This window comes from Bacillus stratosphericus (assembly GCF_020524495.1).
Taxonomy (GTDB): domain Bacteria; phylum Bacillota; class Bacilli; order Bacillales; family Bacillaceae; genus Bacillus; species Bacillus stratosphericus_B.
Map to the genome: position 1 here is coordinate 1 of NZ_JAIVLB010000042.1, position 21,444 is coordinate 21,444.

The following is a 21,444-nucleotide window of genomic DNA, read 5'->3' on the forward strand; positions in this document are numbered from 1 at the left end:
TTATTATTATAACAACATTCGTATTCAAACAAAACTAAACAACCAATCACCGATAAACTATCGGCAATTGGCTGTATAAAGGTGTTTTGATCCCTGTCTCAAAAACGGGGGTCAGTCCCACAGTCTCCCTGCGCTTTTTTAACGAATCAAACCGTTCTTTTTTAAATAAGCAAGACTTTGTCTTAAGACATCATCTTTCATAATAAAACTGAAATTTTTATTTTTTGCGATGGACTTTGGTAAGTCTGCGAAAAGAACGGGTCCTTTCGTTTCAAAATACGTGTCTTGTTTAACGAGCCTTTCAACATGAGCGAAATAAATATTCTTGACAATGACCTTTTCTCTGCCAAGCACCTGATATTGACCAATATACGTTAATTCACGAACAACAGCACCCGTTTCTTCCTGAATCTCCCGTATAGCAGCTTGGTCAGCATCTTCATTTGGCTCTACTTTCCCTCCTGGAAACTCATAGCCCCGATCCTCATGTTCAGTGAGCAGCCATTTCCCCTGGTAGCGGCAGATGGCCCAAACATGCTTAGGATGACTCGAAAAAGGCTCCTCTTCAAAAGAGAGCTTGACCGTATTATGATAATAGTCTTTAAAAACATGCATGTGAAATCCCTCATATCCTGTCCTTGATTCTTGTAAAACATCATACCACAGAACACATTTCTCTGAAGAATTTTTATGAAAAGTGAAACAAACGAGCGGTTCAATCTCGTCTGTATTTACAATGGGTAACCTTGCTAAAACCTTTTTATCCCTTATGGCGTAAATCAATGAGTGTTTGTCCTATCACGACGAGGAGGAAACCAACATGAGAATAACAAATGGGTCAAAGCAAAACTTTCAACACACTAGAAGAACTCACCTTACAAGCAGAAGGCAACGGGATCTTTTTTGCTAAAAAAGGCGCTATGATTGCAGCCCAGGGAACCTTTCAATACCGCAAACGATTAATCAGAACCAATAAAAGGAAATATGGTCAGTCAATTATTTAACTATATCAGCAGGAAATTGACAGGTGAAAACCTTGAGCCGAGCGGCCTTTGGCAGCATGTGAGTGTAGAAAGGAAGATTTACTGGCCTTTCTGAAGAATACCACTACGGCGTGACCCAGTAGGCGTTGGTATTTTATCACAGAAAGGACTGTTTACTTCAGAGCTATCCTATCAGGGTCAAGGGGAGCAGGTTTCCATTAAAACGACTGAAAACCCGCTTATTCTAAAAGCACCCTGCCGTGTAAATCCTGACGCCATTGTCGGACGGGCAAAGCTCCGAAAGTTTAGATGTCAACTGGAGAACCTTCATTGGACAAACTTCTGGCGAATCCTATTTATTTGAATTCCAAGAACCAGACCAAGTTGTCATTATCCACCATTTGAGCGAATCCGGCATATGGGTCGGTTTAGATGATAACCGCTACAAGTCTTCACGCTGAAAGCATTTAGAACATCTCTACATGCTTTTTCAATTCATTAACCCATTTGTCTCAATAAAGTTCTTTGTCTCTTCATTCCCGAGCTCATAAATCATCGAGTAAATCTTTTTTCTTTTTCTGTCCATTTCATCATTTGGGCTATCATAATGATATTCAAGGAATGGAACATGGGCCCGAAAGAAGCCTTTCCAATCTGTCATATACTGCTCATTAAAATAATCTCTTAACTGCAAAATTTGATCATCATCTGCTTCTATTTGAAATTGCCAAGCAGCCGCATCTCTATGCTGTGATATCGATCCGTCTTGCACTGATACATAGTATGTGTGTCTCGCCATCTGATTCATCCTTTTTTCCTTTAGTATGACCAGATATGGGCAAATTAAGGCTTTTTACGCAATTTATTTTTAATCATGTCTAACACATCAATAAATAACTGTGGAATGGGGATTCCGAGGGCTTTGGCTGTAGAGACAATTTGGTAAGATTCATAAATAATATAAAAGATCATCGCTAAATCCTTTATCGCCCCGCCAGTCTTCAGCATGACATCGAAGAAATGTGCCATGGATATTAAGGAGATCGTCACAACCTTTCGAACAAGTCGTGTAAAAAAACGTTTCATTGTAAGCTGTCCAGTCACAGATTCTCTTAGGCTTGAACAAATTAATTCAATGGCCATCAGTGCTACTAATATCATCAGCAAATATCCTGCTCCACCAAACAGAAAGCCCATAGCCGACAAACTGACTGTAAACAACGAAAAGATGCCTAATTCCTTGCTCATTTGGCATCAACATCCTTTCAGAGTGGAACTTCTTACGTAAATAGTATATGCAGATTCTTATCAATAGCTTGGACGATGAAAAATAAAGGCTTGTCATTTTGCTAAAACAAAGAAAGCCGCCTTTAACGGCGGCTTTCAATTGTTAGACTCTGACATCAATAAACGTAGCGCCTGAATCTTTAGGCTGAACAGCTTGAGGCTGCTGCTGCATTTGATCCAGCATCACTATGGCTTGTGCTGTGCTAGTGGCAAGCTGTGAATTCAACAAACTCATATTCAGTGTTTTTTGAATACTTGCCACTTGCTGACTCATCATTCCTGCAATTAAGGACATCTTCTACCCTCCCTTCTCTTTTTTCTTCGGCTTAAAGCCCCATAATTTCAATGGGCTGTCTGTCACAAATCCATTAAAAAAAATGCCGACCTTTGACGATCGGCATTCCTTCCACATACGTATTATCCTAAGTATGCTTTTAACATCCAGTTGTGTTTTTCAATGGATTGATGAATGGCTAGTAACATATCACCTGTAGTTTCATCACCAACCTCTGCAGCTAGCTCCATTCCTTGCTTTAATTCGTCTGCAATATTGGAGAAGTCATCATGGAGATTTTTCACCATTTGCTCAGCTGATTCCTTCCCTCCTGCTTCTTGGACGCTTGAGATTTCTAAGCACTCTTTCATCGTCGCAACAGGCTGTCCATTTAATGCAAGCATACGCTCAGCCAAATCATCAATATATGTGGCTGTTTCTGTATATAATTCCTCAAATTTTTCATGGAGTGTAAAGAAGTCTTTTCCCTTTACATACCAGTGATAGTTATGTAATTTCACATAGAGCACAGTCCAATCAGCTACTTGTTTATTGACGACGTTTAATAATTTTTCTGACATGTTGATTCCTCCTTATGTAGGTGCATTTAGTATGAGATTACCCTTTTTTTATATAATGAAACCTGCCATCATTTTCTTCTATTTTGACCGCATGAAATATATGCTAATATGGAAATAAGGAGGGAGTTAGATGCTGTTACTCGGGATTATCAGCTTTATCATTATCTCAATCGTTGTCTTTTTATCCTTGTGGACGACATCAAAGGCTTATGATTACAAGCATAAAGTCGATTCACCACAGGATGCTGAACCAAATCAACGTCCTAACCCAAAATAAAACCACTTTCAATGATGTGAGGATTCTTTTTCAGTAGACGAACTTTCTTTTTTCACTTCACCTACGTGAATGTTTGTCTTCGGCATATTATGCTGCTGTTTAGCTGTCACATGGACTTGTATCATATATAGACCATCCTGTTTGAAAGCTGTATGTAATTCATATACACCTTTATTCTCTTTCTTTGGCTGAATCATCTTGCTGTTATCCTTGTCGCCATCTTTCCACACTTCAAATTGGACATCATCTGCATCGTCAACAGGCGTATCACCATATGTGACAGCTGCTTTTACTATAACGCTTTCATTTTTCTCCACTTGCTCTGGCCCTGTAAGCTTGACTTCTAATAGCTCAGGTACTTCCCCTTTGTCATTGCTCGCCGCGGAGTTTCCACACGCACTAAGTAACGCGAACATCAGAATAATACCTATCATTTTTCGCATTCGAGTTCCCCCTTCTTTTACTGATATGTTCATTTTAACAAATATCTCCTATTTTGACATCTCCTTATCTCTTTCATATAAAAAACCGGACATCTAACATGTCCGGTTCATCATCCTATTAACCAAATACTTTTAATAGCTCTTCTTGATCCTGAGAAAGCCAGAAACGCATTAAACGTTTTGCTCCTTCAAGATCATGAAGCTTCGCTTGACCGCATTGCTCTTCATTTGAAGCAGGAATTTCTGTGACCTCAACTGCATCCTTGAAAGTTGCCTGAAGCAGCTCAACAATCTCTTTTAGTGTTGGTGCACCACTGACGACTAAATAATAACCAGTCTGGCAGCCCATTGGAGAAATATCAATGATATCAAAATGATCATATTTCTCTGAGTGTGTTCGAATATTAAAAGCAAGTAAATGCTCTAATGTATGAATCGTATCAGGTTTCATTGCCTGCTTGTTCGGCTGACAAAAACGAATATCAAATTTATTTACTTCACCATCTGATCCTACTTTATGAACGCCGCAATGACGAACGTATGGCGCTTTTACAGCATTATGGTCAAGTTCAAAGCTTTCGACTGAAGGCATTATTAAACCACTCCTCAAAATGCGATTTCCTATATTATAACATATTTCTCCGACCAGTTTAGTTTATAAAAACTTCCCTTCCTTGTCCTTTTTTCTTATACTGTGGAAGACAGACAAGGAGGAACCAGCATGAAACAGATTTTTATTGGCATCATCCGCTTTTATCAAAAATGTATTTCCCCTCTTACACCACCTAGCTGCCGGTTTTATCCAACCTGCTCAAACTATGGACTAGAGGCGATCAAAACGCATGGCGCTTTAAAGGGCGGCTGGCTTACAATAAAACGGATTTTAAAATGTCACCCGCTGCACCCTGGCGGAATCGATCCTGTCCCGCCTAAAAAGGAAAAATAAATTACTTTGCTTCATATCCGTTGATAACTAAGTCAAGCTTACCTGTTCCAGGATCAATGACAAGCCCATGTACAGGCACATCTGATGGAAGAAGGGGGTGATTTCTGACAACGGACACACTGTCCTTCACACTCTCTTCAACTGAGCTAAAGCTTTTGAACCACTGTTTAAAATCGATCCCTGAATATTCCAGTACTTCAATTCGTTTTTCTGGAATACCACGCTCAATAGCTTTATTTAAAAGTGTTTGACTATCTATCTTACTCATGCCGCAATCGTGATGACCAATGACATAAACTTCGTCAGCATTAAGTTCATAGACAGCCACCAAAATGCTTCGCATAATACTTCCAAAAGGATGAGACACAAGAGCACCAGCACTTTTGACAATCTTGATATCTCCATTTTTCATGTTCATTGCACGCGGAAGTAGTTCAACCAGTCTTGTATCCATACACGATAGAATGACAGCTTTTTTCTGTGGAAACTTCGTTGTTGTAAACTCTTCGTATTTCTTTTCTTCAATAAAATGTTGATTATATTCAATGATTTCGTCTAAAAGTTTCATAAGTTTGTTCATTCCTTTTTTTAAAAGTAAATATAGCACAATGTATGAAGTTTCGTCACGTTTTGAAGCGTATTTTTTTAGAAGAAAATCTGCTTGATGAGGAATTTTCATTTTCCTCTTTTCAAATCGTAATTATTACGATACAATAACTCAGGACATTAAATCGTAATCATTTCTATCTAAATAGATTGAGGGGAGACATTTTTAGATGAAAAAAATCTTTTTTATTTTAACATCTGCTTTATTAGCGATCGGTCTTGCCGCTTGCTCAAGCAGTACGGGAACAATTGCTACAAAAGGAAAGGCAGACGGGAAATTAACCATTTACACAACGATCTTTCCGATTCAAGACTTTACTGAAAAAATTGGCGGATCTCACGTCCATGCTCAAAGTGTGTATCCTGCAAACGCCGATGCACACAGCTTTGAGCCAAGTTCAAAAACCATGGTTGAAATGGCTGAAGGAGATGCCTTTATTTACAGCGGCACAGGTGCTGAAGCTTTCGCTGACAAAACAGCTGCTACATTAAAAGATCAAGGCGTCAAAACTGTGAAAGCTGCCGAAGGGATCAAACTTTTATCGACAAAAGAAGAACATGCACATGAAGAAGGTGAAGACCACGATCATGACCATGAAGGTGAAGAGCATGATCATGATGGACACGATCACGGTGATAAAGATCCGCATGCATGGCTAGATCCCGTTTATGCGCAGCAAATGGCCAAAAACATTAAAGACACTCTCGTTTCGCTAGATCCAGATCATAAAGATGAATACACAAAAAACTATGAAAAGCTAAAAAAAGAATTACAATTGTTAGATCAGGAATTCAAAACCACCCTTTCTAAAGCAAAACATAAAGAAATTCTTGTTTCTCACGCAGCTTACGGTTATTGGGAAAAGCGCTATGGCATTGAGCAAATCAGTGTACTAGGACTATCCGCTTCAGAAGAGCCTTCCCAAAAACAACTTGAAAATATTGTACAACAAGCTGAAAAGCATCACATAAAGTATGTCATTTTTGAAGATAACGTCAGCAGTAAAGTATCAGATACGATCCGCAGTGAAATTGGGGCAAAAAGCCTCACACTCAAAAATCTAGAATCCATTACGGAAGATGATGCCAAAAATGGCGAAAGCTACGTCAGCCTAATGAAACAAAATTTAAACACCTTAAAAACAGCTTTAAATGATTAATTTTCTGAAACCCCGTGCAATCAGCCGGGGTTTTTTCTGCATGATAAAAGCACATCGTTTATATCGTGTGCATCTTTGCTTACATTTGGTATTTTTTCTCAAATTTCTCGGCGCCTTTTTCTCCAAATTTCTGACGTCCTGTATAAAAAGGATGCATATCAGAGCTTGTTTCTACCTGAATACGTTTTCCCATCTTCCCACTCTACTGTCTCATTTGATGTCTTTGTTGATCTACTCAAGAAGCGATAACCGCTGTTGACGTCCATAAATACAACTTCATGTGATGTCAAAACTCCTCCTATTCTTAAAACATAAATATTACGTTTTATAGTTATATTCTACTCCCTCTTTTACAAATTGTAAAAAAACAAGCTTTCTTAATCAGGAAGAATAATCTAAAAATGGTGGAGAATAATAAGCATCATGAAAAAGAGAAGCGATAAGAAAGGCGGAGAAACAATTGACTGATCTCGTTTTAGCTAGAAGCCTGTTCGGCACAACAATGGGCTTTCATATTATTTATGCCTCGCTTGGTGTTGGAATCCCATTAATGATTTTGTTAGCTGAACTCATCTTTCAAAAAACGAAAGACCCACATTATGCAGTCATGGCCAAACGGTGGACAAAGGCACAAGCTGTTCTTTTAGGCGTCGCCATTCCAACCGGAACCATTGCCGGTACTCAGCTTGCCCTACTATGGCCAGGATTTATGGAGGTCATTGGAAAAGTCATGTCTCTTCCATTTCAAATTGAGATCTATGCTTTCTTTATTGAAGCATTATTTATGTCTATTTATGTGTACGCAGCGGATCGTTTATCACCAGCCATGCGCATCATTACCGTTTTTTTTGTCGTCGTTGGTGCAACAGCTTCAGCGATTCTTATTACGAACGTACATGCTTTTGAAGGGACACCTGCTGGCTTTAAGATGGTCAATGGAGAAATCACGGATGTTGAGCCTTGGAAGGCATTTTTCAATTCAAGTTTCGTTGTGACCGCTACACACGTGGTGCTTTCTGCTTTTACAACAGGTGCTTTTGTGATTGCTTCAGTGGCTGCTTTTAAAATGCTCAAAACAAGAAAAAATGAGAATCTCTATACGTTTCATCGAAAAGCCCTTTTTCTTGGACTCATCGTAGGTGGACTTTTCTCTTTTCTTACAGCTCTAAACGGTCATGAATCCGCTCAGCTTCTGCATGAATATCAGCCTGAAAAATTAGCTGGTGCAGAAGGTCTATTTGAAACACAATCACACGCACCTCTTGCAATAGGCGGATTTACTGATGTCAATACGCAAGAAATAAAAGGTGCAATCGAAATCCCTTGGGCGCTTAGTTTTCTGGCAGGAAATAGCTTTGATACTGTGGTCAAAGGCTTAAATGATTTTCCTAGAGACGAGTGGCCTCCTTTATTTATTCACACGTTATTTAACGGAATGGTCATTATTGGATCTGTGCTCATTCTATTTGCTGTGGTAGCTCTGCTCTATCGTAAAATTTTAAAGCGAGAACATTATCCGAAGTGGCTGCTTTTTCTCTTCTTATTTGGCGGACCCCTTAGTCTTTTGGCCATTGAGTTGGGCTGGATTTTTGCTTGTACAGGCCGTCAGCCTTGGGTGATTTATCGAATGCTTAAAACCTCCGAGGTCGTCACGTCTTCTGGCTCTATAGGCACACTTTTTATCCTGTTTGCCATTGTCTATCTCATCTTAGGCATAGCAACTGTTATTGTACTCACGTACTACTTTAGAAAACATTCAATTGAAGAAGACCTACGGTTAACAGAATCTTAAAAAGGGAGCGATCTTGATGCAAATGGATGTAACAACTGATGCACTCATTGCAATATCCATATTATGGGGATTCGTTTTTATCTATGCAGTGATGGCATCAATGGATTTCGGTGCAGGATTTTGGTCGATGATTTATATGAATAGAGAGCAAACAAAGGCAGCTAATATCGCAAACAAGTATCTCTCTCCAACATGGGAAGTAACAAACGTATTCATTGTGGCCATAGTCGTGGCATTATTTTCCTTGTTTCCAGGCGCTACCTTTGTACTTGGCACCGTTTTGTTAATACCGGGCAGCATCATTTTATTGCTTCTTGCACTTCGAAGCGGGTTTCTCGTATTTTCTCATTCCCTACCTAAAAAATATCAGAAAGTCGTGACATACATTTCAGGGATTAGCGGTTTTATTATTCCGTCCATCCTCATCATGGTTCTCCCTATTACCCATGGTGGATTTATTTTTCAGAAGAATAATGTCTACTCGTTAGATTTAGGATTGGTCTTTACAAGTGCAAATGTCTATTCCTTTGTGGGATTTGCGATTTTTAGTACCCTTTTTCTCTCGTCTTTGCTTTTAGCTGATTTTTCTAATGTTGCAGATGAAGATGAGGCTTACAATATCTATAGAAGAGGTGCGCTCATTACGGGTCCGCTTTCTCTCATGATGGCCTTCTTTATCATGCTGACATTGCGAAGCGAGGCCAATTGGCTGTTCACAAAAATGATGCAGAACATTCCAATCCTCCTCGTTTCCCTGCTCATGTTTTTACTTGCAGGATTGGCTCTTTTTTTACCAAACAGCCGATTTAAACATCGGAAAGGGAAACCACGTTTGGCCGTGATTTCAATTACCATCCAATATTTCTTAGCAAGCTATGTATATGGACGTGCTCATTTACCCTACATGGTCTACCCAGATATCACAATCATGTCTGGATTTACGGATCCTGTCACATTTAGGGCATTATTTATTACGTATATTGTAGGTTTTATCATCTTATTTCCTGGGTTTTATTACTTCTGGAAATTGTTTATGAAAGACAAGCGCTATATTCGTCAGGAAGATTAAAATGAATGGACTCTGTTCATTTCGGTTACATTATAAATGAAAGACATAATCAAAAGGAGGTCATCTGTATGAGTCAAAAAATCCTTTGTGAAGTAAACAACTGTTCCTATTGGAATGCTGGAAATCGCTGCGGTGCAGATGCAATTTATGTCGTCAGCCACACAGGAAATACGGCTGAGAAAAGTGAAGAAACTGACTGTAAAACGTTTAAACCTCAAGAACTTTAAGTCTCATTAAAGGAGGCGCTTCACTTTGAAAAACGATCGGCTGCTTCAAACATTCTTTGATGAAATTCATGACGCGGACGAAGCCACATTTTATCAGGCAGCTCACTCCTTTTTAAATCTTTGGGATTACGAATATGGTCAAGTAACGGACATGCCAAATGAAATGCATCAGTATATCGGACAGCTTGCTTATGACAGTGAGCTGGTAGAAGAGTGAAAGAGCGGATCACTGCTCTTTCTTTTTTGTTCAGACAGGAAGGAAAAACTTTCTCCTACTATACATATTTTCTATTGGGTGTGCAAAAGGTGATCATTTCATTTTCACTTCGCAAAATCATGTTTTGTAAACACGTCAATGTTATCTGAAAAAGATCGAAGTACTTGATAATTAACTTCCACGCCCATTCCGGGAGAACGAGGAACCTCAATAAAACCATTTTCAACTTTGATTTCAGGAAAGATGATATCCTGCTCCCAATATTTTGACGAAGCTGAAATATCACCTGGAATTGTAAATTGCGGGAGGGAAGCAAGTGCCACATTTTGTGCGCGGGAGATCCCTGTTTCAATCATCCCTCCACACCATAACGGGATCTGATGCTCCTTACAAAACGTATGAATCTTAAGTGCTTCTGTCAGTCCCCCAATTCGTGAGGGCTTCACATTAATCATTTGACAGCTGCCCAGTTCTACAGCTTTTCGAGCATCATCTAGAGAACAAATACTTTCATCTAAACAAATAGATGTTTTTAAATGCTTTTGCAAATGACGATGATCGACAATATCATCTGCGGCTAAAGGCTGTTCAATCATTAATAAGCCAATGTCATCGAGCTGCTTCAGTTTGCTAATATCCTTTAATTCATAGGCAGAGTTTGCATCCGCCATTAACGGGAGATCAGGGAAAGACTCTCTTATCTTTTGAAGAAGTCCAATATCTTGTCCTGGCTTAATCTTGACCTTCACACGCTGATAGCCTTGATCAACAAATTGCTGAATTTGCTGAAGCATGTCGTCAATGGGTCCTAAACTCGCCACAACACCAGATGGAATTTTCTCTTTGGTGCCGCCTAATACGTCACGTAAGGATTTATTCTCACGCTTCGCATAAATATCCCAAACAGCTGCTTCTATTCCCGCTTTGGCCATTCTATTGCCTTTAAAGTGGTACAGACTATCTGGAATCTCTGAAGGATGTGTGAATGATCGGGTCAGCACGTTCGGGATAAAGAAAGCCCTCAGCATATGATAACAAGTCTCGATTGTTTCTTCTGTGTACCAGGGGGAAGAGAAGGCAGACACCTCGCCCCAGCCAGTCAATCCCGTTTGATCTTTCACCTCAACAATTATAAACTCACGCTCTGAAATTGTTCCAAGGCTTGAAGTAAATGGCTGCTTGAGTTTCATCATAACATGATATAATATCACTCGTTCAATTTGAATCATCTAAAAACCCCTTTGATTTAAGTCTGTGCCTCTGCAATTTATTCGACGCATTTCTTGGCAGCTCGTCTACAAAATGAAAAGCAGCCGGCCACTTATACTTGGCTAAATGCGACTGACATAAAGCATATAGCTCATGCTCAAGCATCTCCTGGTCTGACACTAGAAATGCAACAGGTACCTCGCCCCATCTTTCATCATACATGCCTGTTACTCCGGCTTCCTTTACATGCGGATGTGTTAAAAGAACCGCTTCAATTTCCGCAGGATAAATATTCTCTCCACCAGAAATAATTAAATCTGAACGGCGGTCAATCACAAATAAAAATCCTTCCTCATCCACATATCCAATATCACCTGTTTTCAACCAGCCTTGATCCAAGGCAGAAGCGGTTTCTTTTTCACGGTGAAGATATCCTTTCATTACATTTGCACCTTTGACCATAATTTCACCATGCTCAAAAGGACGACAAGTACGTTCACCATCTTGAATCTTCAATTCACACCCAAAAAGAGGTTTTCCCGCTGATCCAAGCTTTTCTACACTAAATTCGGGTGCAAGTGTCACAATTTGTGAGCAGGTTTCCGTCATACCGTACGATTGAAACACAGGAAAGCCCTTCTCTTTGCTTTCTTGAAGCATCGCATAAGGGGAAGGCCCTCCGCCTAATAAAAGACAGCGCAAAGAAGACGGGCATTCTTCTAGCGTACGTAATAAACGGGATAACATCGTTTGAACAACTGAAATCATCGTCACGCGATGTTGTTCGATAGAATCCTTTACTTCATCGACATCAAACTTCTGATGAAGCACGACAGTCATGCCATATATAACTGATTTGAATAGAGCTGATAAACCGCTTATATGAAAAAGGGGTAGTGCAATGAGCCAGCGGTCGTCCTCTCTAAGGCCTAAATTCAATGCAGAGGAAACTGCACTATGAAAATGATTTCCAAACGTTTGTTCTACTCCTTTTGGCTGCCCTGTCGTTCCAGATGTATACATAATGGTTGCAGTTTCATTCAAATCAAAAACGTTCTGGATATTCTTTTCACCATCTTGACCTGCTTTAGGTAAGGTTTCGATTGTATAAACAGATAAATCACCGTCATGATCATTTGCAAAAACAGGTTCTGTTAATAAAGCCGTTGCTTTTGCATCTTCAAACTGATAGAGCCTCTCTGCTTTTGTTAGCTTATTGTTCAATAGCACGATTTTTAATCCTAATAATAAACAAGCATGAACAAGCATCACCATTTGAGGTTGATTGTTCATTAATAGAGCAATCGTCTCTCCTTTTTTAAATGATGCACGTGAAAGTCTATTGGAAATATTTTCTACTTCTAAGGCTAATTCTCGAAATGTCCACTTTTCGTCTTGATAAATTAACGCAACTCGATCTGGCGTTAAATAGGCACGGTGCAGCAGCCAATTGGGTTGCTTCATCATGACACCTCCTTTTATAAAAGAAAACAGCTCAGTCTGATGCACTAAGCTGTTTTCATCCATATCATTGAATCAAGGGAAACGCGGGAACTGACCGAAGTCCGGCTTCCGTTTTTCCTTAAAAGAATCGCGTCCTTCTTTTGCTTCATCTGTTGTGTAATAAAGAAGTGTCGCATCTCCTGCAAATTGCTGAATTCCAGCTAATCCATCAGTATCCGCATTGAATGCAGCTTTTAAGAATCGTAAAGCAGTTGGGCTCTTTTCTAGCATTTCCTTACACCACTTTACTGTTTCTTCTTCAAGCTGCTCTAATGGTACAACTGTGTTAATAAGTCCCATATCAAGCGCTTCTTGTGCATTGTATTGGCGGCATAAGTACCAGATTTCTCTCGCTTTCTTATGACCAACCATACGTGCAAGATAGCCTGATCCATAACCAGCATCAAAGCTGCCTACTTTTGGTCCTGTTTGTCCAAAAATGGCATTATCTGCTGCAATCGTCAGGTCACACACGACATGAAGAACATGTCCGCCACCAATCGCATAACCTGCAACCATCGCAATCACTGGTTTTGGAATAACACGAATTAAACGCTGTAGGTCTAGTACATTTAGACGCGGAATTTGATCGTCTCCTACATAGCCGCCATGACCGCGTACTTTCTGATCTCCACCAGAACAAAATGCTTTACCTCCAGCACCTGCAAGTACGATAACGCCAACATCTGAATTATCACGAGCGCGTGAAAATGCATCAATTAATTCACTCACTGTCTTCGGTGTAAACGCATTATGTACATGTGGACGGTTAATGGTAATCTTTGCAATCCCATGATACGTTTCATATAAAATTTCGTCATACTGACGCTCAGTTTGCCATTCAATAGCCATCAAGATTTCCTCCTCTAATTTTGCGCTAAAATAAACTCACTTACTATTTTACCAAAAAAATGTGGTTGTTCCACATGAACTGTATGTCCAGCATGCTCTGACATTGTTAATTGACTGCATTCAAGCTCCTGCTGCATACGTTTGGCAATATGACAGAACTTTTCATCAAGCGTTCCGCAAATAAATAAAACAGGTTGTTTAATATGCTTTAATGCCTGCCACATAGACGGCTGTGAACCTGTGCCTATTCCTTCAAGACTACGTGCTAGCCCAAGTGGATTGGCTTTTAGCCTTCCCTCTCTCAGTTGAGCCAGCCTGTCAGCAGGTAAAGATTTCTGAGAAGCAAACAGCGGAATGTTCTCCCAAAAATCCACAAACTGAGCTAGGCCTTCATGTCTAATCTTTTGAGCCAGCTGATGGTCAATCTTAAGCCTTGCCATCCGCTCCTTGAAAAAGCGAAGCCCTGGTGAAGTACTCTCAAGAATCAGTTTGTTTATACGTTCTGGATAATGGGAGGCAAACGATAAAGCAATACGTCCTCCCAAAGAATATCCGATAATGTTCACTTTTTGAAGCATTAATTGATCTAAAATTTCTGCAAGATCTGCCATCTGCTGCGACATAGCATATCTTCTTACACTTTTTGGTGAATCCGTATGGCCATGCCCAAGCAAGCTGACCTGAATCAATCTTGTATTCTCTGTATAGTCATTCAAGAACTCCCAAGAAGCTGCACTCCCTGTAAAACCGTGTAAACATAACGTGGCGTTCTCAGCCAATGGGTTTTGATCTATCACCTCATACGCCACATCATCACACATTCGTATTATGAGAGAAGGCATTCTTTTTTCACTTCTCCTAAGATCTCGTCCATCATTTGACGGTGCTTGCCTACACGGGAATGCCGGTCTGTTTCAATCTCGATTAAATGAAGCCCAGGCTCATGTATATGTGCCATGTACACATCGTGTAATTCTTGTTTCGTTCTCGGCTTCGAATAGATTCCCCCATATAGTTTCGATGCATACTCAAAATTCAGCCCAGTCGGTGTACCGAAGAGTTTTTCATAATACGGCTCATCAGATGCCTGAGGAAGGAAAGAAAAGATTCCTCCACCATCATTGTTTAACAATACAACCGTCAGCGGAATCTGCATAAGCTTAGCTGCAAGAAGTCCGTTCATATCATGATAAAAAGACAAATCTCCAATGACTAAGCTAATCGGTTGTTTCAATGCCGCATATGTTCCAATAGCCGTTGACACAACGCCATCAATGCCATTTGCACCGCGATTGGCCATCATATGGAAAGGTTTGGACTGAGTTTCAAAAAATGTATCCACATCACGAATCGGCATACTATTTCCGATAAAAAGCACACTCTCCTTTGGCAAGAGATGCTGAAGCTGACGATATACATTTCCCTCAAATGTAAGGTCCTCATCAGAATAATGTGCTCCATGGGTTCTAAAAGAAGAATTGACACTTTGCCATCGGTTTAAGTAATTTGTATCCTCATGTTGGTTTGCTCTATTCAGGACTTCATCTACAAATGAAGCCACATGACTCTCAATCAAGTAAGAAGCACTCAATCCAGGATCTCGAAAGCCTCCGGCAGCATCTACGACAATTTGCTTCACTTCCACATGCTTTTCTAACCACTTAAATAATGGCTTAGAAACAGGCATAGGGCCAAAACGAATGACCATATCAGGCAATAGATGCTTCTGTAATTCTTCATCCTTCAATAAAGAATCATAAGCATCCATAACAAACTCTTTACTTTCATGTCCATTTCTCAATTGAGAAAGCGGGTCAGCTAAAATTGGAAAATGCAAGGATCTTGCAAGGCTTAACACTGCCTCTTGATCTTCCTCCGTATAAAGTTCACCAGCGACAATCAGTCCTCTTGTGGCTTGGTTGATAATTGATACTAATTCCGACAGGACAAGATTATGTGGAAAAGCCTGACCTGCTACTAATACTTTTTTTGCTTCTTTCTCTTCTTGATGAAAAGGATCGATAGACATATCAGGAAACAAAGGTTCTCTCAGCGGTACATTGATCTGAACAGGTCCCTTTGGCTCCTGCATTGAGATGTGACTCGCTCTTGCGGCGGCAGTCTGTACATATCGAAGCATCGTTTGATTCTCTTCGGGTAAGGCTAAGTCTGTGAACCATTTAACAAACCTACCGAATAAGAATTGCTGATCTATCGCTTGAGGTGCTCCAACTTCCCTCAATTCATGCGGTCGATCAGCAGTCAAGACAATCAGTGGTACCCGAGAATAATGCGCCTCTACCATCGCAGGGAAAAAGTTAGCAGCTGCCGTACCTGATGTACAAATGAGCAGCACTGGTCTTTGGCTCGCTTTTGCAAGTCCTAGCGCATAAAAAGCAGCAGACCGTTCATCCACTAACACATGGACATTGATCTGTTGATGGGCAAAAGCCATCATCGCAAGCGGGGTTGAGCGGGAACCCGGACAGACAACTGCCTCTTTTACACCACCTTGGACAAATTCATCCATAAAACGGCCAATATATCTTGTCATGATTTGATTATTCAATTGGACGACCTCCAAGAGCAGACAGCATTGGTCTTAATTTCACTTGCGTCTCCTCGTACTCCTGCTTTGCAAGTGAATCCTCTACAATTCCACAGCCAGCAAACAAACGAACATGATCTTCCTCAATTAGGCCTGACCGAATGGCCACAGCAAATTCACCATTGTCCTGAGAATCAATCCATCCTACCGGTGCTGCATACCATCCACGTTTTAATGGTTCAATTTCACGAATTACTTCAACCGCCTTTTCCTTCGGATATCCTCCTAGTGCAGGCGTTGGATGGAGCTGCTCAATTAATGAAAAGAGGGAACAGCTGCTTTTGATTTCTCCAACAATTGGTGTAAACAAATGCTGAATGTTTTTTGTTTTATAAAGGCTTGGTTGATCTGGCTTATGCACATGATGACAGTTTTCCTCAAATGCTTGCTCAATCATATTTACCACAATTTGATGTTCAATTAAATTCTTTTCATCATGAAGCAGTTTCTGACCTAATGCTTGATCTTCGATTTCATTTTTACCACGTACAATTGACCCCGCTAAGCAGGATGAAAAAACTTCTTCGCCGCTTTTTTTCACTAAACGCTCGGGTGTCGCTCCGACAAATACTTGTCTTCCCTGCTCTATAGCAAATACATAACTCGTTGTTTGATGTTTTAATAATTCTGCTAATAGTGGAGTGAGTTCGATTTGATTTTTATAGTGAAGCAAGACTTCTCTTGCTAAAACAACCTTCTCATATTCGTTAGCACGAATGTGTGCTGTCGCTTCATGGATAGCCTTCATCCATTCATTGACATTGATCTCTTCCATATGAATAAGTTCAGCTTGTCCATCTGATCGTTCAGGCAAAGCCTCGAAATGTGAAGCTTTTAGCTCTAACTCTTGAATGAGCTGATGAACATTCCCATCCACTTGCTTCCATTCATTGATTGTAAGAAACGTGCCTTCTTTTGAGACAGTCAGCATCATCGATGGCACAAAAAAATGAGCCTCGCCAAATGCTTCCCAGTGACGCGCCTTTTCTTCATACGGATCAAATGAAAATCCTCCAAATAAAAGCGGACCAACAGCCGCTTGCTTTAACTCCTTCTCATCATGGAAATGGAACATGTGCTGTTTCAGCAGTTCCCATTCTTGATGGACTGTATCAAATCGTTCCTTACCTTGCTCAGATGATTTAATGATGGCCTCTCTGCCAAGTCCAGAAAATATCATTTCGTTTTCTGGGTCAGACCAAAAGAAACGCTCGCCTAAAAATTCCGCTTCGCCCCTTTGGAAAAAGGCAAGAGGATCCAGATCGTCAACTCTTCTGGAGTAGCTTATCAAAACAGCATGGTTGACGTTATTCGCTTTTTCTAATGTCGCAAGTGCTTCCTGCCGGAAAGTACTTTGCACTGTTGTCACCATGATACATTCCTCCAAGATCCATGAAATAACATAAAAAATAAAAACATAATAATAAAATACATGAACATTCGAGTATGTCGAATAACCTGCTTTTCTATTATAAACCTTAACAGATGAACTTAGTAAAGAAAAAACAGCTTTTAAAACCTCGAATCCTTATTATATCACGCTTTCAAGATTTTTTCGCTCCTGCTTATTGAAACAAAAGCATCTAAAGAGAACTGGCAAGACATGTTCTAAGATTAAGCATTCTATCTATATGGCAACGATTAGCAAACATCTTTTTCAAGTTTCATCGCATCAATATATTGACACCTTTTTGAACTTTGCTAAACTGGAATTTGGACGTGTACGTATTTTTTTATTTAAAGGAGTATATTTCATGCAGCATCAATCGATATCAGATCAGCTTTCACCCATTAAGCCTGATAAAAAATGGCGGATTTGGTGGAACTTACTACGACCACATACATTAACAGCGGCATTTATTCCCGTTACTTTAGGAACTGTCCTAGCACTTCCAAATGATCAAATACATGTTGGGCTGTTTTTAGCCATGCTATTTGCTTCTATGTTTATCCAAATCGCAACAAACATGTTTAATGAATACTTTGACTATGTTCGTGGGTTGGACAATGAGACATCGGTCGGCATTGGTGGAGCCATTGTCAGAAATGGTGTAAAACCCAAAACAGTCCTAGGCCTTGCTTATGCACTATTCGCCCTCTCTTTATTACTTGGGGTTTATATTTGTATGATGTCTAGCTGGTGGATTGCACTCATAGGACTTATTTGTATGGCAGCGGGCTATTTCTATACTGGCGGACCTGTACCAATTGCTTATACACCATTTGGAGAACTTGTGTCAGGTGCTTTTATGGGATTAGGAATTATCCTCATTAGTTTCTATATCCAAACAGGGACACTGACGTCAAAAGCTGTTTTTATTTCATTGCCAATTTCTATTTTAGTTGGTGCCATCTTATTGTCGAACAATATCCGCGATTTAGATGGAGATAAGGAAAATGGACGAAAAACACTCGCTATCCTTGCTGGACGAAAAACTGCAGTCAACATCCTGCTTTCCATGTTTTTGATATCATATGTACTCATTTTTGTATATGTTTTTACAGATATCGTTGGCCTATGGAGTCTTCTTGTTTTGCTCAGTGTGCCAAAAGCTTATACGGCCATTAAAGAATTCAAGCAAAAAGAAAAACCTATTGAATTAATGAATGCCATGAAGTCTACGGCTCAAACCAATACATTCTTCGGTTTCCTGTTAACGATCGCATTGATTTTACAATACTATCTCGTGTAACATAAAACGCCTGTTGCCGCAGGCGTTTTTTAATGAGGAATTGCTTCAATTTGGAACAAGTCTTACATACAAATTTGCTCATACTAACAATATGCTTGATATGAAAGGATGATCGCTTTGTTGTCTAAAGACGAATTACATTATTTGAAGCAGCAACTTCTTGATAAAAAACTAGAAATTGAAGCCAAAAGCCATGACGATGAACAGAAAGTATCATTTCCTTATGATGCAGTCGGCGAGCTGTCAGCGTATGACAATCACCCTGGTGATCAAGGGACAGAGCTATTCGAGCGCGAAAAAGATATAGCCATAAACAGCTTGGCACATGAACATATGTTAGACATCAATGAAGCACTCCAAGCAATCGCAGATGGCACTTATGGTGTGTGTAAGATATGTAAATCCCCTATTTCTAAAGAGCGCCTAGAAGCCCTACCTACCGCCGTCACATGCACAGAACATTCAAAAGAGAAGACAGTTTCACAAAAACGTCCGATTGAAGAGGATTTACTAAATCCGCCATCAGGACAATTTGAAAATGAAGAAAGTGCTGCCTACGATGGAGAAGATGCATATCAAGACGTAGAACGCTATGGCAGTTCTGATACCCCGTCCGATATGGAATTTCCACCGCTGACATACGATGATATGTATACACAATCAGAAGATGAAGATTATGTAGAAGACTATGAAGGATTCGCAGCTGCCGATATTGAAGGTAAAGCAAGCCATGTGTATCCGAACAAAGCACACAAAGCCTACGAAGATGCATTAGATGAAGAAGGTGTCATGACAGTTTTTGGTGATCTGAAGCCGTACGAAGAAGAACCTTATATAGAAGAAAATAACTAGTCCCCTCATATTGGGGGCTTTATGTTTATATCATGTAATAAATGGGAAATTACTTTAAGAGTAAAATTTGATTGGAGGAGATTCTTGATGGCTAAAAAAAGCATTATTTGGGCGATTATTGTCTTCTTTATTACATACGCACTATTTTCGATTGCTGGATTCTTATTCCCGATTGACAGAGAATGGTATGATGTATTAAACAAACCAGAATGGACTCCTAGTGGTGGTGTGATTGGTGCTGTCTGGGCTGTCTTATTTGCCCTCATTTCATTGTCCGCAGCCATTATTTATGGGAAGTATGGTTTTCAAAAAATCACTTTACCCTTTTGGATACTCTTTATTTTAAATTACGTATTCAATCAGGCATTTAGCTTCTTTCAATTTACACAAAAAGATTTGTTTGCTGCTACCATCGACTGCCTGCTTGTTGCACTGACAGCACTTGCGCTAGTCATCGTCTCACGTAAACTCAGCAAAGTCGTTCCAATTTTATTGATTCCTTACGTCTTATGGGGGTTCTTTGCGACATACTTGTCATATACGATCTTTTCCATGAATATGTAAAAAAATAACGCTATGATCGCAGACTTTCGTTTTGATGAAAATAAAAAAAGATCTTGCATAGACCTCTTTTAGGAATGACCCGTACGGGATTCGAACCCGTGTTACCGCCGTGAAAGGGCGGTGTCTTAACCGCTTGACCAACGGGCCATATAATCATGGCGGAGAAGGAGGGATTTGAACCCTCGCGCCGCTTGCGCGACCTACACCCTTAGCAGGGGCGCCTCTTCAGCCACTTGAGTACTTCTCCATTATGGCTCCGCAGGTAGGACTTGAACCTACGACCGATCGGTTAACAGCCGATAGCTCTACCACTGAGCTACTGCGGAAGATCATGGTGGGCCTAAGTGGACTCGAACCACCGACCTCACGCTTATCAGGCGTGCGCTCTAACCAGCTGAGCTATAGGCCCATGAACAAAATATACAAATGAAGCGGGTGATGGGAATCGAACCCACGACATCAGCTTGGAAGGCTGAGGTTTTACCACTAAACTACACACGCAAATATGTATGGGGCGATTGATGGGAATCGAACCCACGAGTGCCAGAGCCACAATCTGGTGCGTTAACCACTTCGCCACAACCGCCATACTGTTAATATTTATTTGTAAAAGTGGCTCGGGACGGAATCGAACCGCCGACACACGGATTTTCAGTCCGTTGCTCTACCAACTGAGCTACCGAGCCATGTATTCTTTTTGAAAAATGGCGGTCCGGACGGGACTCGAACCCGCGACCTCCTGCGTGACAGGCAGGCATTCTAACCAACTGAACTACCGGACCAATATAAAGATAAAAAGAAAATTTGGTTGCGGGGGCAGGATTTGAACCTGCGACCTTCGGGTTATGAGCCCGACGAGCTACCGAACTGCTCCACCCCGCGATGATAGGGTTTTAAAAAATATGGCGGAGGAAGAGGGATTCGAACCCCCGCAGGCTTTGACACCTCTGTCGGTTTTCAAGACCGATCCCTTCAGCCAGACTTGGGTATTCCTCCGTATAGATGGTGGACCTTGTAGGACTCGAACCTACGACCGGACGGTTATGAGCCGTCTGCTCTAACCAACTGAGCTAAAGGTCCTTTATAGCGGCGGAGGGGATCGAACCCCCGACCTCACGGGTATGAACCGTACGCTCTAGCCAGCTGAGCTACACCGCCATGATATAAATGATCTTTTAGAAAGTGGAGCCTAGCGGGATCGAACCGCTGACCTCCTGCGTGCAAGGCAGGCGCTCTCCCAGCTGAGCTAAGGCCCCATAAAAGCTGGTCGGGAAGACAGGATTCGAACCTGCGACCCCTTG

Annotated in this window: 26 protein-coding genes, 13 tRNA genes and 1 pseudogene; 12 read left to right on the forward strand and 28 right to left on the reverse strand. The window is 40.7% G+C overall.

Annotation, left to right across the window (positions count from 1 at the left end):
- Positions 1–79 (forward strand): IS3 family transposase (locus LC033_RS17360; RefSeq protein WP_326849188.1); only part of this gene is annotated, 79 nt, incomplete at its 5' end.
- 59 nt (positions 80–138) lie between these two features.
- Here the strand turns inward: LC033_RS17360 and ytkD are convergent.
- Positions 139–615 carry an RNA deprotection pyrophosphohydrolase gene (gene ytkD, locus LC033_RS13955; protein WP_226569448.1) on the reverse strand — a complete coding sequence of 159 codons (477 nt, stop codon included), beginning with the start codon at positions 613–615 and terminating at the stop codon, positions 139–141.
- 218 nt (positions 616–833) lie between these two features.
- Here ytkD and LC033_RS13960 point away from each other — a divergent pair, with 218 nt between their 5' ends.
- Positions 834–1,004: a hypothetical protein gene (locus tag LC033_RS13960; RefSeq protein ID WP_226569450.1), complete on the forward strand. Its 171-nt coding sequence runs from the start codon at positions 834–836 to the stop codon at positions 1,002–1,004.
- Between the two features lie 469 nt (positions 1,005–1,473).
- Here the strand turns inward: LC033_RS13960 and LC033_RS13965 are convergent, their stop codons facing one another.
- The 4 genes from LC033_RS13965 to LC033_RS13980 all read right to left on the reverse strand — a co-directional run bounded on the left by LC033_RS13965 (position 1,474) and on the right by LC033_RS13980 (position 3,125).
- Complete coding sequence (locus tag LC033_RS13965; RefSeq protein WP_226569452.1) at positions 1,474–1,782, reverse strand: hydrolase; 309 nt, start codon at positions 1,780–1,782, stop codon at positions 1,474–1,476.
- 44 nt (positions 1,783–1,826) lie between these two features.
- A complete protein-coding gene (locus LC033_RS13970) occupies positions 1,827–2,231 on the reverse strand; it encodes a phage holin family protein (protein WP_226569454.1) in 405 nt (134 codons plus the stop codon).
- 142 nt (positions 2,232–2,373) lie between these two features.
- Positions 2,374–2,565 (reverse strand): hypothetical protein, encoded by a 192-nt coding sequence (locus LC033_RS13975; RefSeq protein WP_226569456.1) that lies wholly within the window; start codon positions 2,563–2,565, stop codon positions 2,374–2,376.
- Between the two features lie 122 nt (positions 2,566–2,687).
- Positions 2,688–3,125, reverse strand: coding sequence for a Dps family protein (locus tag LC033_RS13980; protein WP_226569458.1), 438 nt, complete (start codon positions 3,123–3,125; stop codon positions 2,688–2,690).
- A gap of 130 nt (positions 3,126–3,255) precedes the next feature.
- On the opposite strand from LC033_RS13980, the gene ytzI reads away from it, so the two are divergent.
- Positions 3,256–3,402 (forward strand): YtzI protein, encoded by a 147-nt coding sequence (gene ytzI / locus LC033_RS13985; protein WP_017358370.1) that lies wholly within the window; start codon positions 3,256–3,258, stop codon positions 3,400–3,402.
- Between the two features lie 8 nt (positions 3,403–3,410).
- On the opposite strand, the gene LC033_RS13990 is transcribed toward ytzI, so the two are convergent.
- Positions 3,411–3,845 carry a FixH family protein gene (locus LC033_RS13990; protein ID WP_226569460.1) on the reverse strand — a complete coding sequence of 145 codons (435 nt, stop codon included), beginning with the start codon at positions 3,843–3,845 and terminating at the stop codon, positions 3,411–3,413.
- Between the two features lie 118 nt (positions 3,846–3,963).
- Positions 3,964–4,437, reverse strand: a complete 474-nt coding sequence (locus tag LC033_RS13995; RefSeq protein ID WP_226569463.1) for an S-ribosylhomocysteine lyase — start codon at positions 4,435–4,437, stop codon at positions 3,964–3,966.
- Positions 4,438–4,566: 129 nt separating this feature from the next.
- Here LC033_RS13995 and yidD point away from each other — a divergent pair, with 129 nt between their 5' ends.
- Positions 4,567–4,791: a membrane protein insertion efficiency factor YidD gene (gene yidD, locus LC033_RS14000; protein WP_003217666.1), complete on the forward strand. Its 225-nt coding sequence runs from the start codon at positions 4,567–4,569 to the stop codon at positions 4,789–4,791.
- 1 nt (position 4,792) lies between these two features.
- Here the strand turns inward: yidD and LC033_RS14005 are convergent, their stop codons facing one another.
- Positions 4,793–5,359: a beta-class carbonic anhydrase gene (locus tag LC033_RS14005; protein ID WP_226569465.1), complete on the reverse strand. Its 567-nt coding sequence runs from the start codon at positions 5,357–5,359 to the stop codon at positions 4,793–4,795.
- A 208-nt stretch (positions 5,360–5,567) separates the two neighbouring features.
- Between LC033_RS14005 and LC033_RS14010 the strand changes: the two genes are divergently transcribed.
- A complete protein-coding gene (locus tag LC033_RS14010; RefSeq protein ID WP_226569467.1) occupies positions 5,568–6,557 on the forward strand; it encodes a metal ABC transporter solute-binding protein, Zn/Mn family in 990 nt (329 codons plus the stop codon).
- 79 nt (positions 6,558–6,636) lie between these two features.
- Here the strand turns inward: LC033_RS14010 and LC033_RS14015 are convergent.
- Positions 6,637–6,823 (reverse strand): annotated as a pseudogene (locus tag LC033_RS14015) (50S ribosomal protein L31).
- A gap of 194 nt (positions 6,824–7,017) precedes the next feature.
- Here LC033_RS14015 and LC033_RS14020 point away from each other — a divergent pair.
- From LC033_RS14020 to LC033_RS14035, 4 genes are all read left to right on the forward strand, one after another.
- The gene (locus LC033_RS14020) at positions 7,018–8,349 is read left to right on the forward strand and encodes a cytochrome ubiquinol oxidase subunit I (RefSeq protein ID WP_226569469.1); all 1,332 of its coding nucleotides are present in this window, start codon (positions 7,018–7,020) and stop codon (positions 8,347–8,349) included.
- Positions 8,350–8,371: 22 nt separating this feature from the next.
- Positions 8,372–9,418, forward strand: a complete 1,047-nt coding sequence (locus tag LC033_RS14025) for a cytochrome d ubiquinol oxidase subunit II (RefSeq protein WP_226569491.1) — start codon at positions 8,372–8,374, stop codon at positions 9,416–9,418.
- Between the two features lie 68 nt (positions 9,419–9,486).
- Positions 9,487–9,645, forward strand: coding sequence for a DUF1540 domain-containing protein (locus tag LC033_RS14030; RefSeq protein WP_099681578.1), 159 nt, complete (start codon positions 9,487–9,489; stop codon positions 9,643–9,645).
- Between the two features lie 25 nt (positions 9,646–9,670).
- Entirely contained in the window at positions 9,671–9,862 is a 192-nt protein-coding gene (locus tag LC033_RS14035; RefSeq protein WP_226569471.1) for a hypothetical protein, read from the forward strand.
- Between the two features lie 104 nt (positions 9,863–9,966).
- Here LC033_RS14035 and menC read toward each other — a convergent pair whose 3' ends face one another.
- The 6 genes from menC to LC033_RS14065 all read right to left on the reverse strand — a co-directional run bounded on the left by menC (position 9,967) and on the right by LC033_RS14065 (position 17,406).
- On the reverse strand, positions 9,967–11,091 hold the full coding sequence (gene menC, locus LC033_RS14040) for an o-succinylbenzoate synthase (protein WP_226569473.1): 1,125 nt from the start codon (positions 11,089–11,091) through the stop codon (positions 9,967–9,969).
- Positions 11,078–12,538, reverse strand: a complete 1,461-nt coding sequence (locus tag LC033_RS14045) for an o-succinylbenzoate--CoA ligase (RefSeq protein ID WP_226569475.1) — start codon at positions 12,536–12,538, stop codon at positions 11,078–11,080. The genes menC and LC033_RS14045 overlap by 14 nt, the downstream gene beginning before the upstream one ends.
- A gap of 69 nt (positions 12,539–12,607) precedes the next feature.
- Positions 12,608–13,426 carry a 1,4-dihydroxy-2-naphthoyl-CoA synthase gene (gene menB / locus LC033_RS14050; RefSeq protein ID WP_226569477.1) on the reverse strand — a complete coding sequence of 273 codons (819 nt, stop codon included), beginning with the start codon at positions 13,424–13,426 and terminating at the stop codon, positions 12,608–12,610.
- Between the two features lie 14 nt (positions 13,427–13,440).
- Complete coding sequence (gene menH / locus LC033_RS14055) at positions 13,441–14,268, reverse strand: 2-succinyl-6-hydroxy-2,4-cyclohexadiene-1-carboxylate synthase (RefSeq protein ID WP_226569479.1); 828 nt, start codon at positions 14,266–14,268, stop codon at positions 13,441–13,443.
- The gene (gene menD / locus LC033_RS14060) at positions 14,253–15,995 is read right to left on the reverse strand and encodes a 2-succinyl-5-enolpyruvyl-6-hydroxy-3-cyclohexene-1-carboxylic-acid synthase (protein ID WP_226569482.1); all 1,743 of its coding nucleotides are present in this window, start codon (positions 15,993–15,995) and stop codon (positions 14,253–14,255) included. Before menD ends, menH begins: the two co-directional genes overlap by 16 nt.
- On the reverse strand, positions 15,988–17,406 hold the full coding sequence (locus LC033_RS14065) for an isochorismate synthase (protein WP_226569484.1): 1,419 nt from the start codon (positions 17,404–17,406) through the stop codon (positions 15,988–15,990). Before LC033_RS14065 ends, menD begins: the two co-directional genes overlap by 8 nt.
- Before the next feature lie 382 nt (positions 17,407–17,788).
- On the opposite strand from LC033_RS14065, the gene LC033_RS14070 reads away from it, so the two are divergent.
- The 3 genes from LC033_RS14070 to LC033_RS14080 all read left to right on the forward strand — a co-directional run bounded on the left by LC033_RS14070 (position 17,789) and on the right by LC033_RS14080 (position 20,143).
- Positions 17,789–18,727, forward strand: coding sequence for a 1,4-dihydroxy-2-naphthoate polyprenyltransferase (locus tag LC033_RS14070; RefSeq protein ID WP_226569485.1), 939 nt, complete (start codon positions 17,789–17,791; stop codon positions 18,725–18,727).
- A gap of 117 nt (positions 18,728–18,844) precedes the next feature.
- Entirely contained in the window at positions 18,845–19,579 is a 735-nt protein-coding gene (locus LC033_RS14075) for a TraR/DksA C4-type zinc finger protein (RefSeq protein ID WP_226569487.1), read from the forward strand.
- Positions 19,580–19,666: 87 nt separating this feature from the next.
- The gene (locus LC033_RS14080) at positions 19,667–20,143 is read left to right on the forward strand and encodes a TspO/MBR family protein (RefSeq protein WP_226569489.1); all 477 of its coding nucleotides are present in this window, start codon (positions 19,667–19,669) and stop codon (positions 20,141–20,143) included.
- Positions 20,144–20,218: 75 nt separating this feature from the next.
- On the opposite strand, the gene LC033_RS14085 is transcribed toward LC033_RS14080, so the two are convergent.
- From LC033_RS14085 to LC033_RS14145, 13 genes are all read right to left on the reverse strand, one after another.
- Positions 20,219–20,290: transfer RNA gene (locus tag LC033_RS14085), tRNA-Glu, on the reverse strand.
- A 9-nt stretch (positions 20,291–20,299) separates the two neighbouring features.
- A tRNA-Ser gene (locus LC033_RS14090) sits at positions 20,300–20,390 on the reverse strand.
- A 4-nt stretch (positions 20,391–20,394) separates the two neighbouring features.
- Positions 20,395–20,469, reverse strand: a tRNA-Asn gene (locus LC033_RS14095).
- Positions 20,470–20,475: 6 nt separating this feature from the next.
- Positions 20,476–20,552: transfer RNA gene (locus tag LC033_RS14100), tRNA-Ile, on the reverse strand.
- Between the two features lie 21 nt (positions 20,553–20,573).
- Positions 20,574–20,644, reverse strand: a tRNA-Gly gene (locus LC033_RS14105).
- Between the two features lie 9 nt (positions 20,645–20,653).
- A tRNA-His gene (locus LC033_RS14110) sits at positions 20,654–20,729 on the reverse strand.
- A gap of 27 nt (positions 20,730–20,756) precedes the next feature.
- A tRNA-Phe gene (locus tag LC033_RS14115) sits at positions 20,757–20,829 on the reverse strand.
- A 19-nt stretch (positions 20,830–20,848) separates the two neighbouring features.
- Positions 20,849–20,925: transfer RNA gene (locus LC033_RS14120), tRNA-Asp, on the reverse strand.
- 23 nt (positions 20,926–20,948) lie between these two features.
- Positions 20,949–21,025: transfer RNA gene (locus LC033_RS14125), tRNA-Met, on the reverse strand.
- A gap of 21 nt (positions 21,026–21,046) precedes the next feature.
- Positions 21,047–21,139, reverse strand: a tRNA-Ser gene (locus LC033_RS14130).
- A 7-nt stretch (positions 21,140–21,146) separates the two neighbouring features.
- Positions 21,147–21,223: transfer RNA gene (locus LC033_RS14135), tRNA-Ile, on the reverse strand.
- Positions 21,224–21,227: 4 nt separating this feature from the next.
- A tRNA-Met gene (locus LC033_RS14140) sits at positions 21,228–21,301 on the reverse strand.
- A 25-nt stretch (positions 21,302–21,326) separates the two neighbouring features.
- A tRNA-Ala gene (locus LC033_RS14145) sits at positions 21,327–21,399 on the reverse strand.
- Between the last annotated feature and the right edge of the window lie 45 nt (positions 21,400–21,444).